Here is a 15747-nt window from a genome sequence, read left to right on the forward strand (position 1 = left end):
GTGAAATTGCTAATCGAACAGAAAGTAACTTCCTTAAAGTTTATTGAACAACACAATGACATAGACTACATCCATTACAATTTTTCATAAGATGCTCGCAGTACGCCATCCCGTTCGAAAATGGTTACGCGAATGGATTCCCCATTATCGGCGGTAATAACGGTCGTTCCTACTTTAACTGGTTTAATGAACACAATCGCCGGTTTTATTGGATTTTCATAGGAGATTATTGTTCCATAATCGGATGTATAGGCTACAATACGGGCTATTGATTCATCTTCAATAACTAATTTATGAATGTCATCTGGATTTGTGAATTGTTCATACATATAAAATTTTCGTAAATTTGTATAACTATCTTTATGTTTTTGGAGTTTTTCGATCATTAATGCCAATTGGGAACGCGTAACTGGTTTAGATAAGCCGTATTCTGACTCAGAAATTCCAGCAACTAAATTAAAGTAGTTTAATGTCATTACCTCTCTACCAAACTGTTTATAACCAAACCCACCATCGTACTCTTTCAGAAGATCTGTAAACTTTTCTGGATTATTAAAGGTATGAATAGAAAGAAGAGGTACATTAAAGCTCTGCACTAATATTTTTGCCATTTGCCCTCGTGTTAAATAATCATTAACGCCAAACTCATAAAAATTATAGCCTGTGATAATTCCTTTATTATGCATAATGCGAATATATTTGTAAAATTGATGGGATTTCGGTACATCTTTAAAATTGTCAAGATCAGTTGCATTCTCATAATCTAAACCTGCTGCAATGGCAATTATTTTTGCTGCTTGCCCACGTGTAACATATTCATTCGGACGAAAATAATCAAGGTGGCTACTAATTGCTTTTTGTTCTATTAAGCTTTCTACTGCGGAATAAAAATTATGTGTTGGTTGAACATCCTTATATTGCATTGCTGCCTTTGCCTCTGACGAAATAAAAAGTAGTCCAAAAGTGCAAATTATAGTCATTACCCAGTTTTTCAATTTATACCCTCCTTTTAAAGTGTAGTATAAGTGAAAGGTTGTTGAATTGAAAGGAGCGTCATTAATTTTACATTTGTCATTTTAGGTGGTTTTTAATAAACTACATTTGATTTCCGTCAAGGATAATCTATAAAGTGGGTGACTTTAGGAAACTAAATAACGTCTAAGTGATAAATGGCTTAAAATACTGTAAAGACCTTTGAGATTTGTTGTATTCACTCAAGTCCAAAGATATGTATAGAAAGGGTGTAATAAATGAATAATTATGAAAAAATGATCGATGAATTACGGAATGGGGAAGTTCAATCAATACAATTATCAAAAGAAAACTTTTTAGAGTTTCGGAAAGTGTTAATACAAGATCCACAATTCAAACATTTTAGAGGAGAAGCGAAGCAAGGTGGAGATATAGTTTTTACATTTTTAGACAATGCTAGAACTTAGCTGTCGAAGAGTGTCGCAAGTTATTTTTGATGATCGATTTGAAAATAAGTATAATAATTACAGTATAGATTAAACTTAGGGGGGAAATGAGGGTGGATAAAGGTTTTTTAAAGCAGCTAGAGCGTACTCGTGAAATGATGATACAATCAGGACTGAAAAAAGGGCTGCTGAATGCCGAAACAATCCGTTTAAGTAAAGAATTAGATCACCTTATGAACAAATACGCTAAAGAAGCACAATATATAGAAATGAATGATCGGATGATGAATTGAAAAAATTTATTATAATTTTTAAAATAGAGTTTAAATCACGTGATGTTGGGAATAATAAACTTTGAACACAGCAACATTCTCATTTCCCCCTTTAAGAGCAGTAGCGCTAAATACGCTATCTGCTCTCTTTTTTTGTTTTTTTTTTACTTTATTGCAATTAGTTTTGATACACTTAATTTAACAAATATTAAGGGGGAATATTAATGGCAGCAATTGCATTTATCGGAACAGGCGTTATGGGGGCAAGTATAGTAAAACATTTACTAAAAGCAGGACATGAAGTAACGGTGTATTCACGTACAAAAAGTAAGGCGCAACCGTTATTAGAGCTTGGTGCTACTTGGTCAGAAACACCAGCACAAGCTAGCGAAAATAAGGACATTATTTTTACAATGGTTGGTTATCCAAAAGATGTAGAAGAAGTCTTTTGTGGCCAGAATGGTATTTTTGAAGGGGCAAAGCAGGGGGCAATCGTAGTTGATATGACAACTTCAGAGCCGACACTTGCTAAAAAGTTATATATGATTGCGCTAGAAAAAGGTTTGCATAGTATAGATGCACCTGTTTCTGGAGGGGATATAGGCGCACAAAATGGGACTTTATCGATTATGATTGGTGGAGATGCTGCAGTTGTTGAAAGTATTCGTCCTGTTCTTGAAACATTCGGTACAAATATCGTCTATCAAGGAGGAGCAGGTGCTGGTCAACATACGAAAATGTGTAATCAAATTGCTATCGCCTCAGGGATGATTGGCGTTTGTGAATCAATCGCTTACGGGTTAAAAGCGGGATTAACAATGGAGCAAGTATTAAAATCAATTTCTTCAGGTGCAGCAGGCTCTTGGTCATTATCAAATTTAGCACCACGTATTTTACAGCAAGATTTAGAGCCAGGTTTCTATATTAAGCACATTATTAAAGATATGAAAATTGCTTTAGATGAAGCTGAACAGATGAATATCCAATTACCAGGGCTACAGCTAGCAAAAGATATGTACGACCAATTACTTATACAGGGGTATGGTGAAAAAGGGACTCAAGCTTTAATTAAATACTACGATAAATAATGTAAGTTTAGAAATGTCACTAATTAGACATATTTATATTGATGTAAAATGTCACATATTGTAAAGTAAAGAAGTAATAAGAGGTATATTGTAATCAATAGTTCATTAGTCTTATTTTTAAAGAAGAAAATATGTAAAAATAATGACAACTCTGTCAAAAATAAAAATCACTTATATAACAAATTACAGTGCTATGATACAATTAATGTATAAATCAAGTGGTTTAAGGAAGGAGCGGGCATCCTTTGGAACATAAAGGGATTTTATTAGAAAGTGGGACAAACGAACTTGAAATTGTTGAATTTGAGGTTGCAAATAACAAATTCGGTATTAACGTTATTAAAGTCAAAGAAATTATTCAACCAATTCCAGTGACATTTATTCCACATGCACATCCTCATGTAGAGGGTATTATCCAACTACGCGGTGAAGTTTTACCAGTTGTAGATATGTTAAAAGTATTAGGTATCCAAAATGCTGATCGCAATCCACAACAAAAGTACATAGTTGCTGAATTTAATAAACAACGTGTTGTATTTCGTGTAGATAATGTAACGCAAATTCATCGCATTTCTTGGGATCAAATAGAAAAACCTTCAGATATGTACCAAGGTGGTAATTCTCAAGTAATTGGTGTTATTAAGCAAAACGAAGAAATGATTTTACTTCTCGATTTCGAAAGAATTATGGTCGATATTAATCCAGAGTCAGGTATTAGTGTAGAAGCCGTTAAAAAGCTAGGCCAACGAGAACGTTCTGAAAAGAAAATTGTTATAGCAGAAGATTCACCGCTACTACGTAAATTACTTTACGATACAATGAATGAAGCAGGTTATGTGAATGTAGAGTTTTTCGAAAATGGTCGAGATGCATATGAATATTTAGAGACATTGGCAAAAGCGGATAGTAATATTGCAAAGCATGTGCAATTAGTAGTTACTGATATCGAAATGCCACAAATGGATGGTCACCATTTAACGAAAAAAATTAAGAATCATGCTGATTTGAAAGTATTACCAGTCATTATTTTCTCAAGCTTAATTACAGATGATTTACGCCATAAAGGTGATCAAGTTGGTGCTGAGGATCAAATTTCTAAGCCTGAAATTGCAGAGTTAATTTTACGCATAGACCAATTAATTTTGTAATTGCTGCGAAATAATATATGTTTTACAAAAGCCGGATACTTTGAAAAGTTGTTCCGGCTTTTTTGGAGCAAAAAATAAAATCAGAAATTTTTGAGAAATTGATAAATAGCTGTATGACTTGAATTAACAAGAAGAGAAATGAGGGCTAAGCAAAAATTGAAAACAGCTGTTATTGACATCGGTTCGAATACTGTCCGTTTAGTTATGTACCGTTATGATAAAAATGAAGGTTTACATGAATTTGGAAATATTAAAACAGTTGCTAGGCTACGTACGTATATTTTACCGAATGGAGAAATGTCGGAGGAAGGAATTCGATTATTAGCAAAAACATTACTGTCCTTTAAAAAAATATTGCAAGACTATGGTGTAACAGATATTCAAGCAGTCGCAACAGCAGCAGTGCGACAAGCTACGAATAATGAATATATCGCAAGCCGTATGAAAGAAGAAACAAGTATAGAAATCAATATTTTAACTGAAGAAGAGGAAGCATATTTGGGGTTTTTAGCAGTTTCCAATTCTATGCATACACCGTCCGCTGTGACAATCGATATCGGTGGTGGGTCAACCGAGATTACGATGTTTAATAATAAAAAGTTGCAAAAAACATATAGTTTCCCGTTCGGTACTGTATCGTTAAAGCAAAATTTTGTTAGTAATGCGGTCATTACAGAAGAAGAAAAAGAAAAATTGCGTGCATATGTCCGTCGGCAGTTTGAATCAATTCATTGGATCAACGAAGCGTGTTTACCTGTAATCGCAATCGGTGGCAGTGCGCGTAATATAGCTCAAATACATCAGCAAAAAATTGATTACCCAATCTCTGGTATGCACCAATACGAAATGTCTAAAAAGGATATTGATGAATTAAAAAAAGAGCTTGGCGTAATGACTTTAGAACAGTTACATCAATTAGACGGTTTATCTTCAGACAGAGCAGATAGTATCGTACTAGCAATTGAAGTATTTGCACTACTTATGGAAATTGTTCAGACAACTCAATTTCAGCTAAGCAAAAAAGGATTGCGTGAAGGAGTGATTATTAATCGCATACTTCAAACGGATATGAAGGCATTGGATAAATATAATGTATTTGAAGAAAATGCGCGTCGGATGGCATTCGAGTATGGTCGATCTGAAGAGGAAGTAAATACCCTATACACCTTAACAGAGCAAATATATCGTGAATGCTGTCATTTAAAATTAATTAATTTTAATGAAGCGCATTTTCAACTCATCAAAAAGGCCGCGAAAGTGTTTGCAATTGGTGAATATATCGAGCTTGATTCAGCAAGTCAGCATACATTTTATTTAATTGCCAATCAGTCCGTTGTTGGAATGAGTCATGTAGAGCGAATTAAACTTGCATTACTTGCCTCTTATAAAAATCGTGACTATTTCAGACGTTTTGCGCAACCATTTGCAACATGGATATCACGCGAAGAGTTAAAGGAATTACGTGATATTGGCGCCCTTCTAAAATTCGTTTATGCACTGAACGTCTCAAAGCGAAATATCGTAAACGCGGTAAAATTTGCAAGAATTAAAGGAGAAATTCATATATTTGTAACGACAAAGGGTAGTGCTGCTGCTGAAATTTACGAGGCAGAAAAACAGAAAAAGCATATTGAGCGTGTCTTTAAACAATATGTATGTATTCGATTTACAGAGGAAGGGTGGTAAGAAAGTTGACTACAAGCTTTGATGTAGAACATGTAGCAAAGGACGAGGACAAGGCGAATACATTGCTGTCGAAAAATATACTATTAGAAGAAATTGCAAAACCTCAATATTATAATAACCGTGAATTAAGCTGGTTAGCGTTTAATGAGCGTGTACTAGAGGAAGCGGAGGATGAGAACAATCCGCTACTGGAACGCTTAAAGTTTTTAGCTATTTTTAGCTCTAATTTAGATGAGTTTTTTATGGTGCGTGTAGCCGGTTTGCAAGATCAAGTACGTGCAAGCTTCCACAAACCGGAAAATAAATCCGGCTTAACACCGAAAGAACAACTAACGAAAATCGCAGAACGTACACAAGCACTTGTACGTCGTCAAACGGAAGTGTATCGTCATTTAGTTGGCGTTTTATTACCTAAGGAAAATGTTTATATCCGTGATTTAAAGCTACTAACACCTGAGCAAAAAAAATATATTAATGAACTATTTGAAGAAAAGATTTTCCCGGTGTTAACACCTGTTGCAGTAGATGCGTATCGCCCATTTCCGACATTACTCGGAAGAACACAAAATTTACTAGTATTACTGGAAAATAATAATAGCTCTAGTATAGAAAATAATGAAAAGGTTGCGATCGTCCAAGTACCATCTGTGCTAGACCGTTTCATTAAAGTACCAAGTAATTCTAAAGAAACAGTCGTTGTGTTACTTGAGGATGTTATTTCAAGTCAAATCAATAAATTATTTTATGGCTATACAGTGAAATCTTCGCAAGCATTTCGTTTAACAAGAAATGCCGATTTAACAATCCATGAAGAAGGTGCACAAGATTTACTTGTTGAAATTGAAAAAGAGTTAAAAAAACGTAAATGGGGCGTAGGAAGTCGCCTTGAAGTACGTGATGGAGAAATGAATGACGATGTACTTGAATACTTATTAGATGAATTTGAAATTGAAGAATCAGACGTTTTTAAAATTGATGGACCGCTGGATTTAACATTTATGTTTTCGTTTGTAAAAGCAATTTCAGCTGGACGGGAACATTTAGAATTCGAAAGTTTTATTCCACAGCCCCCTCAAGATTTAAGGTCTGATGAAAATTTATTTGAAAAAGCACTTGTACAAGATCTCTTTTTCCACCATCCGTATGAATCATTCGTGCCTATTGTTGATTTTATTACGGAAGCGATTAATGATCCATCTGTTTTGGCGATTAAGCAAACATTGTACCGTGTAAGTGGGAACTCACCAATTATTCAAGCATTAAAGCAAGCAGCGGAAAATGGCAAGCAAGTAACTGTGCTAGTAGAATTAAAGGCACGTTTTGATGAAGAAAACAATGTCCATTGGGCAAAGTTACTTGAGCAAGCAGGTTGTTTAGTTATTTACGGTATGAATAACTTGAAAACACATTCGAAAATCACATTAGTAGTACGTAGTCGACAAGGGAAAATTGAGCGGTTTGTCCATTTAGGTACAGGGAATTACAATGATGCAACAGCGAAAATTTATACGGATATGGGGATCATCACATCGAATAAAGAATTCGGTATTGATGCGACAAACTTCTTTAATTTTTTAAGTGGATATACTGAAAAGCCAAAATTCCATCATTTGGTTGTTGCCCCATTCGATATTCGTGATGAATTTATTGCACTTATTGATGAGGAAATAAAGTGTCATCAACAGCATGGCAATGGTTTTATTAAGGCGAAAATGAATTCTTTAACGGATAAAGATTTAATGATGAAGCTATATGAGGCATCAATAGCAGGCGTGAAAATTGAGCTTATTATTCGGGGAATTTGCTGTATTCGCCCAGGCATACCGGGCATAAGTGAAAATATTACGGTCACTAGTATTGTCGGTCGTTTTTTAGAGCATTCTCGCATTTTTTGGTTCCATCATAATGGTGAAAATAAAATGTTTTTATCATCGGCAGATATGATGACTAGAAATATGGTTAAACGAGTTGAAATATTGTTCCCTGTATATTCCTCAGATATTAAAAAGCGTATTATTTCGATTATGAATTTACAGCTTGAAGATAATCAAAAGGCACGCATTCAAGATGCAAACGGTAAATATCATTACAAGGAAGATCATAACGGAACGAAGCGTATTAATAGCCAAGAAGCATTTTTACAAGAAGCGATTGGCGTTGTAAAAGTAGAAGAATAACAAGCATCGACGACATCTATGAATAGTGGAGGATACTATAACAGCTTATGACGAAAAAACATATGAACAATATATTAGAAAAATTAATTCAATTAAATCCGTTTGATGCAGTTGCCGTATTACAACAATTTGACGATCGTTTTATTGTAGAGAGAGTAAATGAAAAGGCATTAGCTTTATTTAACACGTTTGAGCAAGGTATGGAGGCAGAAGCATATTTTAAAACGTCTAATTGGCAGCTATTAAAGCCGAATATTATGCAAGATGCTCATGATATTTATATGATAACTTTGGACGATAACTCGGAATTCGCAGTCAGTATCCAATCTTTCATAGAAGATAATGTACATTATGTATGTTTAGTACTTCGAGTAATGTCAGCAGGAGAAAATGCATATCGTGATGAGCTTACAGATTTATATAATCGCCGTGCATTATATGAGCGCTGGAAAAAAATTAATAGCTTGAAAGATGAAAAAAGCATTGCCTTAATTTTAGTTGATTTAGATCGTTTTAAAAAATTTAATGAATCACTCGGGAAGACAAAAGCAGATAGTTTACTGCGTGAAGTAAGTCGTCGTTTTAAAAAATTGAGCAGTGAATGTTGTGATGTATTTCGGTATAGTGGTGATGAGTTTGTATTCATAATGTACTATGTAGATAGAGTAGAAGTAGATGAATTCACGAAAAACATATTCAATTGCTTGAAAAAGGCATTTATTGTAGATGAGCAAGATTATTTTATGAATGCCTCTATTGGTATTGCGACTGTAGGAAATGAACATCGGAATTTAGATAAATTATTAAATGAAGCCGATCAAGCATTATTTTATGTGAAAAATAATGGGCGAACTACTTATCGTTATTATGACAAACAATTGAGTCATTATTTTCCGAATGAAGCTTTAATGGAGGCGCATTTACACCGTGCTATAGAGCTAGATGAATTGACGGTACACTTTCAACCACAAATCGATTTAAATACGAATAGGATTAATAGCTTTGAGGCTCTTATTCGTTGGAATAATCGGAAGTTCGGTATGGTATCTCCGGGGCAGTTTATACCGTTAGCAGAATCATCAGGGCTGATTTTATCGATTGGTGATTGGGTGTTGGAGCGTGTTTGCCAATATCAAAAAGAATGGCGTTTACAAGGATTCCGTCCGGTAAGAATTGCTGTCAATATTTCGCCAAAGCAGTTTAAACAGAAAAATTTTGTAACGCGTGTAGAGCAGTTATTAAAAAAATATGAAGTAGACCCGCAATATTTAGAGCTAGAAATTACCGAAAGCTCTATGACAAATTTGCATGAAACAACATCTATTTTAATCCGCTTAAAAAAGCTTGGTGTGTATGTTTCGGTTGATGATTTTGGCACAGGTTACTCATCGCTTAGTTATTTAAAAACATATCCAATTGATATTATTAAAATTGACCAATCATTTATAGCGGATATCCAAAAGGACAAAAAGAATGAGGCCATTGTAGCAGCGATTATTTTATTATCCCATACTTTAGGGATGGAAGTAATTGCAGAAGGCGTTGAAGAGGAAGTGCAAGAACAGTTTTTACGGAAGTTTAACTGCCAAAAAGTCCAAGGTTATTTATACGACCGGCCATTACCCGCTAACCAAATTGTGGAACAGTACTTTATGAATTAAACATTTCTAACGTTGCCTAGTGCAAAATAGGGAGTATACTTGTCATAATTGCTCCATATTAATAATTGAATAATGAATAGCTGGATGAGTGCATACTAACTGAAACGGAAGGAGTGTTTCGATTGGGTATATGGCTTTACCCGGCTATTTTTGTTGTCATTTTGCTTTGTGCATGGAGTTATTATGTGACTGTTCGTGTTGCAAAAGAAACAGAAAAACTCGATAGTAATAAAGACGTACCAATACATGAAGCAATTAAAGATCATCCATTTATTTTAAACCCAATTATTATGATGTATCTTATTGTCGGCCTTTTTATGGGAATTATGATTTTTTATTATTGGGCAACTTCTAGCTCTTATTAACTTAATTTAGTGAATAGTATCTTATGGATTTCATGGCAACTTCTGCTCCTTTTGCATAGTCATTCTGAAAAGAACTGTGATATTATAAAGAAAGGTAGTATGTTGTTCTTTTTTAGGGACGCCAAAAGGAGTAGAACGTCATGATTTCATTAAACAACAGAGCTTTACTAGACATGCCAATTAGCGACTTTATTATATCCTCTGAAAAAGTTGCGCACGTTCAAAGTGGTAATAGTGCAGAACATGCTTTACTCGTATTAACAAAAACAGGGTATTCTTCAATTCCTGTGTTAGATGTTAAATATCGTTTACAAGGCTTACTCAGCATAAAAATGATTACAGAAGCGATTTTAGGATTAGAACGGATCGAATATGATAAGCTTGCATCAATAAAGGTAGAAGATGTAATGGAAAGTGAAGTTGCTTATTTAAAAACGACCGATACTTTCCAACGAGCGCTTGATTTAGTTATTAATCATGCCTTTTTATGTGTTGTCGATGGAGAAGAAGGAACATTTGCCGGTATTATGACGCGCCGTGTAATTTTAAAGCAATTGAAAAAATATATTTATTCAAATGAAAAATAACAGATTCATAGAGTCGGCAAAGTCCTTAATTAAGGGTTTTGTCGATTTTTATTAGGAATTCTAGCACTTACAATACTACTGTAGTGCTGTCTGTTTAGGATGGAGTGGTTAGATGACGGCAACTGAAGCTGAAATCATTAAAATATTAGCAGAGGAGCGAAATATGCGGAAGGGAGCAGAGCGACTATTTTTAACGCAGCCTGCACTTTCACAGCGTCTTCAATCGATCGAAAAGGATTGGGGGATACAGTTGTTCCTACGTTCACCAAAAGGCTTAACGCCAACACCAGCAGGCGAACTAGTTGTACAATATGCGATTGAAACTATTGCAAGAAGGGAAGAAATTTTCGAAACGATTCAAGCACTAAATTCTAAAATTCATGGGACGTTAAAAATCGCCTGTGCTTCAATTGTTGGTCAAAATTGGTTGCCTAAAGTACTAAAAGATTTCGTAACGCTATATCCAGATGCCAAAATTTCTTTAATGACGGGATGGAGCTCGGAAATTGTTAAGGCTTTGTACGAAGGAGAGGCGCATGTAGGTATTGTGCGCGGTCAAGTTGATTGGAAGGGGACAAAAATCCACTTATTTCGCGATATGATGTATTTCGTAGATAAAGAAATAACCGATTTACAAGAAATTCAAACAACAGATCGACCGTTTATACAGTTTAAAAGTGACTCGAATTATTATCAGGAAATTCAGCATTGGTGGCAACGTCATTTCAATTCCAATCCGCGCCATCAAATAATTGTTGACCAAATTGAAACATGTAAACAAATGGCTATGAATGGGATTGGCTATGCGATTTTACCATCTATAACATTAAACGGAGAAGAAAAAGTGAATAAAATTCCGCTGACCAATTCTGAAAAGGATTTGGGCTTAACGAGGGATACATGGTTAATTGGTTATGATTCATCGTTTGAGTTACGCCAAGTTGCAGCATTTGCAAATGTAGTACAAGATCATGCACGTTGTTTGTATGAATATAAGAAGTGAGTCAATTTTAAAAGCTAAATAAAAAGTGTGTTGATTTACCTTTTATTTTTAATTATAGATTAAGAATACGTTGATTTCCGCTACGGCTGACTCGCTTTCCGCAGGCACGGCTTCAACTAATTTAGTTCGGCTTATAGCCGAAATAAATGGATTTTCAGCTCGTGCTTTTCCTGCTCCTGCGGTTACTCGTCGCAAAGAAAATTGCAGGAGTCGAGTCACCTTCGCTCCAATCAACTAGAAAGTGTCTTTTTTCTGATATTTGTATAATCGACACACCTGGCTAAATAAAAAACTATCCCACAATGAGTTATTTTCTCATTTTAGGATAGTTTTTTATGTTTTTAATTAAAACAACCAGCTCCATACAATTGCGAGGCCTTTGCCAGCAAACCATAATATTGCAATGGCTGCAATAGCTGTGAGGGCACAGCCGATTCCTAATCCGTAAAATATTTTTTTCGGTGATGGTGTTTTACGATTACCCCATTCGGACGGATTGTCGCTTACAACTGTATGGATTTTGTTGCAGTTTGGGCATGCTTCTATATAGGTACGGTTTTCGATTGTTTTGCCGTTAACGCGTGCTATTTGTACGGATAGGCTCGCTTTAGCGAAATCTATAATAAATTCCTCACCGCATTGTTCGCAATGTTGTATTACTTTTTTGCTTCCATTTAATTCAGTCCTTTATAATTATTCACTAGTACTAGCTTGCATTAAGTGAGGTGCTTTTTGCTTTGTCCACATGAATGCTAGTAAGAAGCATGCGAGTAAAATGCTTGTTCCTAAAATATATGGTGAATTTATGTTCCAGTCAAATAAAATACCAGCAAGTGCTGGACCGATCATATTACCTAAGCTCATATACGCATTATTCATCCCGGCAGCAAAGCCTTGCTCAGCTCCTGCAAGTTTCGAAATAAGGGTATTAACAGCTGGGCGTATAAATGTTGTTGCAACAGAGAATAGTGTTGCGACAGTTAAAATAATGAAGAAGCCGCTAATATAAATAATAAGGAACATCATAACAGCAGCTAGCACTAAATTAAGTAAAATTACTTTCATCTCACCAAAGCGCTTAAATAATTTATCAATAATAAACATTTGTAAAATTACACCGATAAATCCGCCTACTGTTAAAATAATCGCAATATCTGTTGGTGAATAACTATATTTATTATCTAAATATAGTGATAATGTTGATTGGAAATTCGCAATGCCAAAGCTAAATGTGAAGACAACGATCAATATGACGAAATATGGCATGCGGACAGATTTTGCCAATTGCTTAACTATATTTTCGCGAGGCGCCATTTCTTTCGGTGTACTTTTAATATTTGGCAATACAATATAGGATACGATAGCCGCAATTAAAGATACGGCACCTGCTATATAGAAAGGGAAATGCAAATTAATGTTTGCTAAAAGGCCACCGACACCTGGACCGATCATAAAGCCGAGTGACATTGCAGCACCAATCATCCCCATACCTTTCCCGCGTTCCTTGTGAGTTGTAATATCCGCCACGAACGCCATAATTGGTGGCATAATAAAGGCTGCTCCCGCTCCGCTAAGGAAACGTGCAACAAACAGCATCCATACATGTGTTGAAAGCCCGAATAATATTTGCGCACAGCCGTATACGACAAGACCGGCTATAATAAACATTTTTCGTCCGTGTCGGTCAGATAAATCACCAGCTATCGGAGAAAGTAAGAATTGGGCAAGTGCATATCCAGCAATTAAAAAGCCTAATACTTGTCCTCCAACGCCAAAAATTTGTAAGTATGCAGGCATAACAGGAACGATAATACCAATACCGCCCATCGTAATAAACATATTAAACATTAATATATAAAGTGCGAATTTATTCGATTGTTGTGACATACACTGCCTCTTTCTGTAAATATATTCGATACTTTAAAGTCTACCATAACTTTTAATAGACAGCTATTTATTCAGATTTAGAATGACAAACGAAAAAAACAATTAATTTTTGGGGGAATGAGTGTATATTAGGAGATTGTAAGTGGGGGCGCTACTATTTGCTTGCTCATTGATTAACATAAAATACGCCGTAAAATAAATATCCCAATGAATAAGAATTTAATAAGGAAAAAGAGCTGCATTTATTACTTTTTATGTCTCGTTGTTTACATGAATTATGCTTTTCCGAGCAGGAGTATCGCACCGCCACGCCATTAACTATTAGTAAAAGCGTAAATTTACTACAAAAAAAGGTTCTAATTCAAATGTTGGGGTGTAGTGAATAATTTCACTGCACTCTTTCTTGCGAAAGAGGTTGATTTCCACTCAGGGCAGCACGCTTTTCGCGGGCACGGCTCCAACTAAATTGTTTCGGATGGAACCGAAACAATTTGATTTTCCGCCCGTGCTGTTCCCGCAGAAGTCGGCTGCCCTGAGCTCCAATCAACGTAATCCATATTGATGTAGCGATTTATATACCGACGTTCTTTCAGTGTTAAAGCATCAGGTGATTTATTTAATACGTAACGCATTCTTTTCGCTTTTTTACGATCATATGCATGCCATTCTTTCTGCACTTTTCGGCGTACTTCATCCACTGCCCAGTGAATATAGCGACTGTAATGAAAACGATCAGCGACAATAACCGGACGATTCAATGCCTTTTTTACAGCTGCCTTAAAACTTGGGTTCATGTCCATTACGACAATTTCTACATTGGCTCGGTTCTCTTGTAAATACTGCTTAATTGTTTCTTTACGGCGGTTTTCGGTAAAATATCGATTGGCGCATGAGTTTCGGCATCCGCAATGATCAACTGATACTTCCCTGCATCCGTATCAGCTTTGTATTCATCTATCGCAATGGCACGTGGTAACTGCACGCCACTTGGAAGGGTTGATATCAACTGCTTAAAACGTCGAATCACTGTTGTTGAAGAAGTGCCGAGTACCTCAGCTGCTTCTTTAAACGTTTTCGCTTTTACTGAACGAATTCGAACAACCTGATTCCATTCCTTAGAATAGCGTTGATAGCGGTCTATAAAAGTGGGGTTCTCGGAAAAACGTTTGCCACATGTACAGGCATACGACGACGTTTATAAAATAAAATCGTTAATCGTTCAAACCATTTTAGGTGTTTAATTTTTTGTATCCGATATTCATGTATTTTCATTGTTTTTGGGCCATATGCCGGACAAGTGCGTTCCTTTTTGTATAAAAATGGTGCAACAACAAAAATAAGGGGTGACAATTTATTGAGAGTGTTGATTGTAGTGGAGGTTGGGCGACTCCTGGGGGATTAGCGTCCTAGATGAGACCCTGGACTGAGCTTGCGAGGGAAGCGGCTCATCAGACGCCCCCGGAAAGCGCTCAACAGGAACGGAAATCAACCCCAAGTGAAAGTGGTGAACCAGAAATGTACAGAACGATACGTTGCTTCTGTTCCTCTAGGTGATCAATGATGACGTTTTTTAATCCTGGGATATACATGTTAATATTCATAACTCACCTTTTTATTCTTGTTTCTAGTCAATTCAAGTATATAAAAAAGAGTGTGCTTTTTTTGTGTGAAATTGTGCGAACACCCCAACAAATATTATAGAACCCCAAAAAATAATAAAAAACATACTAAGATTAGTAGTGCAGACCAAGGCATTGGTTCGTACTACTATTTTTTTATATAGTAGAGGTGAAGAAAAGGTCGGGCAGCTCTTTGGATCTTGAATCCGTAAAAAAAACTGACCTACTTCACAACCTTATTTGAATCAGGTTTAAGTATGTTGGATCCTTTGAGATCGTGTATAAGAAATGGGAATCAATAAGGCTAATGTGAAGACTTCAAAACACATAGGGAGGGAGAACATGAAACATGTCATCGCCTTTGATATTAGTATGGGAAAGAGTTATATGGTTGTCTATAACGCGCTGAAAAAATGTCAGTTGGAAAAGGAAATCGCGCACAATCGTCCGGGATTTATGGACCTTAAAAAGTTAATTGATGACTTAATTGAAGGATATGATGAGCAACCTCATATCGTATTTGAATCTACCGGAGTCTATTCAAGAACACTGGAACGTTTCATGCAAGAGAACAACTATTGTTATTGCCTATTAAATCCCTTGGAAGCAAAACTCCAATGTGATTCCTTACGGATCCATAAAACGGACCGAAGTGATGCACATCGATTGGCACTCACACACTTTACGCACGAAAGACGGATTGAAACAGATTCCAATGATGTTTACCGTCAGTTAAAACGATTATCGAGACACTACAGCGAATTGGATGATGAATTGAGCGTCACCCGCAGTCGATTGCATAAGGTCGTCCATGAAACATTTCCTGAACTTGAGAA

General features: G+C 35.8%; 14 protein-coding genes and 1 pseudogene. 11 read left to right on the forward strand and 4 right to left on the reverse strand.

The features are described 5' to 3' along the window. Nucleotides 1–74: 74 nt before the first annotated feature. Complete coding sequence (locus AAFN87_RS12665) at nt 75–995, reverse strand: S-layer homology domain-containing protein (RefSeq protein ID WP_347791433.1); 921 nt, start codon at nt 993–995, stop codon at nt 75–77. Between the two features lie 255 nt (nt 996–1250). Here AAFN87_RS12665 and AAFN87_RS12670 point away from each other — a divergent pair, with 255 nt between their 5' ends. The 10 genes from AAFN87_RS12670 (at nt 1251) to AAFN87_RS12715 (ending at nt 11405) form a co-directional block, all read left to right on the forward strand. Next, on the forward strand, nt 1251–1439 hold the full coding sequence (locus tag AAFN87_RS12670) for a hypothetical protein (RefSeq protein ID WP_347791434.1): 189 nt from the start codon (nt 1251–1253) through the stop codon (nt 1437–1439). Between the two features lie 92 nt (nt 1440–1531). Further along, nucleotides 1532–1711 carry an aspartyl-phosphate phosphatase Spo0E family protein gene (locus tag AAFN87_RS12675; RefSeq protein WP_347791435.1) on the forward strand — a complete coding sequence of 60 codons (180 nt, stop codon included), beginning with the start codon at nt 1532–1534 and terminating at the stop codon, nt 1709–1711. A 203-nt stretch (nt 1712–1914) separates the two neighbouring features. Then, the gene (locus AAFN87_RS12680; protein WP_347791436.1) at nt 1915–2778 is read left to right on the forward strand and encodes an NAD(P)-dependent oxidoreductase; all 864 of its coding nucleotides are present in this window, start codon (nt 1915–1917) and stop codon (nt 2776–2778) included. Between the two features lie 245 nt (nt 2779–3023). Next, nucleotides 3024–3926: a chemotaxis protein gene (locus AAFN87_RS12685; RefSeq protein WP_347791437.1), complete on the forward strand. Its 903-nt coding sequence runs from the start codon at nt 3024–3026 to the stop codon at nt 3924–3926. A 138-nt stretch (nt 3927–4064) separates the two neighbouring features. Continuing rightward, on the forward strand, nt 4065–5612 hold the full coding sequence (locus AAFN87_RS12690; RefSeq protein ID WP_347791438.1) for a Ppx/GppA phosphatase family protein: 1548 nt from the start codon (nt 4065–4067) through the stop codon (nt 5610–5612). Nucleotides 5613–5677: 65 nt separating this feature from the next. Continuing rightward, nucleotides 5678–7789, forward strand: coding sequence for an RNA degradosome polyphosphate kinase (locus AAFN87_RS12695; protein WP_347791464.1), 2112 nt, complete (start codon nt 5678–5680; stop codon nt 7787–7789). A 47-nt stretch (nt 7790–7836) separates the two neighbouring features. Continuing rightward, nucleotides 7837–9450: a putative bifunctional diguanylate cyclase/phosphodiesterase gene (locus AAFN87_RS12700; protein ID WP_347791439.1), complete on the forward strand. Its 1614-nt coding sequence runs from the start codon at nt 7837–7839 to the stop codon at nt 9448–9450. 122 nt (nt 9451–9572) lie between these two features. Further along, complete coding sequence (locus AAFN87_RS12705) at nt 9573–9815, forward strand: short-chain dehydrogenase (protein ID WP_481886474.1); 243 nt, start codon at nt 9573–9575, stop codon at nt 9813–9815. A 140-nt stretch (nt 9816–9955) separates the two neighbouring features. Beyond that, on the forward strand, nt 9956–10402 hold the full coding sequence (gene cbpB / locus AAFN87_RS12710) for a cyclic-di-AMP-binding protein CbpB (RefSeq protein WP_347791441.1): 447 nt from the start codon (nt 9956–9958) through the stop codon (nt 10400–10402). Between the two features lie 112 nt (nt 10403–10514). After that, nucleotides 10515–11405 carry a LysR family transcriptional regulator gene (locus tag AAFN87_RS12715; RefSeq protein ID WP_347791442.1) on the forward strand — a complete coding sequence of 297 codons (891 nt, stop codon included), beginning with the start codon at nt 10515–10517 and terminating at the stop codon, nt 11403–11405. A gap of 693 nt (nt 11406–12098) precedes the next feature. Here the strand turns inward: AAFN87_RS12715 and AAFN87_RS12720 are convergent. The 3 genes and pseudogenes from AAFN87_RS12720 to AAFN87_RS12730 all read right to left on the reverse strand — a co-directional run bounded on the left by AAFN87_RS12720 (nt 12099) and on the right by AAFN87_RS12730 (nt 14893). Then, the gene (locus AAFN87_RS12720) at nt 12099–13292 is read right to left on the reverse strand and encodes an MFS transporter (RefSeq protein ID WP_347791443.1); all 1194 of its coding nucleotides are present in this window, start codon (nt 13290–13292) and stop codon (nt 12099–12101) included. 554 nt (nt 13293–13846) lie between these two features. Continuing rightward, nucleotides 13847–14603: pseudogene (locus tag AAFN87_RS12725) on the reverse strand (ISL3 family transposase); the annotation flags it as partial. A 158-nt stretch (nt 14604–14761) separates the two neighbouring features. After that, nucleotides 14762–14893: a hypothetical protein gene (locus AAFN87_RS12730; RefSeq protein ID WP_347791444.1), complete on the reverse strand. Its 132-nt coding sequence runs from the start codon at nt 14891–14893 to the stop codon at nt 14762–14764. 360 nt (nt 14894–15253) lie between these two features. Between AAFN87_RS12730 and AAFN87_RS12735 the strand changes: the two genes are divergently transcribed. Beyond that, a partial coding sequence (locus AAFN87_RS12735) for an IS110 family transposase (protein WP_347791445.1) occupies nt 15254–15747 on the forward strand: 494 nt, incomplete at its 3' end.

The organism is Solibacillus sp. CAU 1738 (assembly GCF_039888725.1).
Lineage (GTDB): Bacteria > Bacillota > Bacilli > Bacillales_A > Planococcaceae > Metasolibacillus.

Bases quoted from the DNA above. Each gene is read 5' to 3' on its own strand.
- cbpB (WP_347791441.1), top strand. From the start codon at position 9,956: ATGATTTCATTAAACAACAGAGCTTTACTAGACATGCCAATTAGCGAC.
- AAFN87_RS12690 (WP_347791438.1), top strand. From the start codon at position 4,065: ATGAGGGCTAAGCAAAAATTGAAAACAGCTGTTATTGACATCGGTTCG.
- AAFN87_RS12720 (WP_347791443.1), bottom strand. From the start codon at position 13,292: ATGTCACAACAATCGAATAAATTCGCACTTTATATATTAATGTTTAAT.
- AAFN87_RS12670 (WP_347791434.1), top strand. From the start codon at position 1,251: ATGAATAATTATGAAAAAATGATCGATGAATTACGGAATGGGGAAGTT.
- AAFN87_RS12680 (WP_347791436.1), top strand. From the start codon at position 1,915: ATGGCAGCAATTGCATTTATCGGAACAGGCGTTATGGGGGCAAGTATA.
- AAFN87_RS12730 (WP_347791444.1), bottom strand. From the start codon at position 14,893: ATGAATATTAACATGTATATCCCAGGATTAAAAAACGTCATCATTGAT.
- AAFN87_RS12700 (WP_347791439.1), top strand. From the start codon at position 7,837: ATGACGAAAAAACATATGAACAATATATTAGAAAAATTAATTCAATTA.
- AAFN87_RS12715 (WP_347791442.1), top strand. From the start codon at position 10,515: ATGACGGCAACTGAAGCTGAAATCATTAAAATATTAGCAGAGGAGCGA.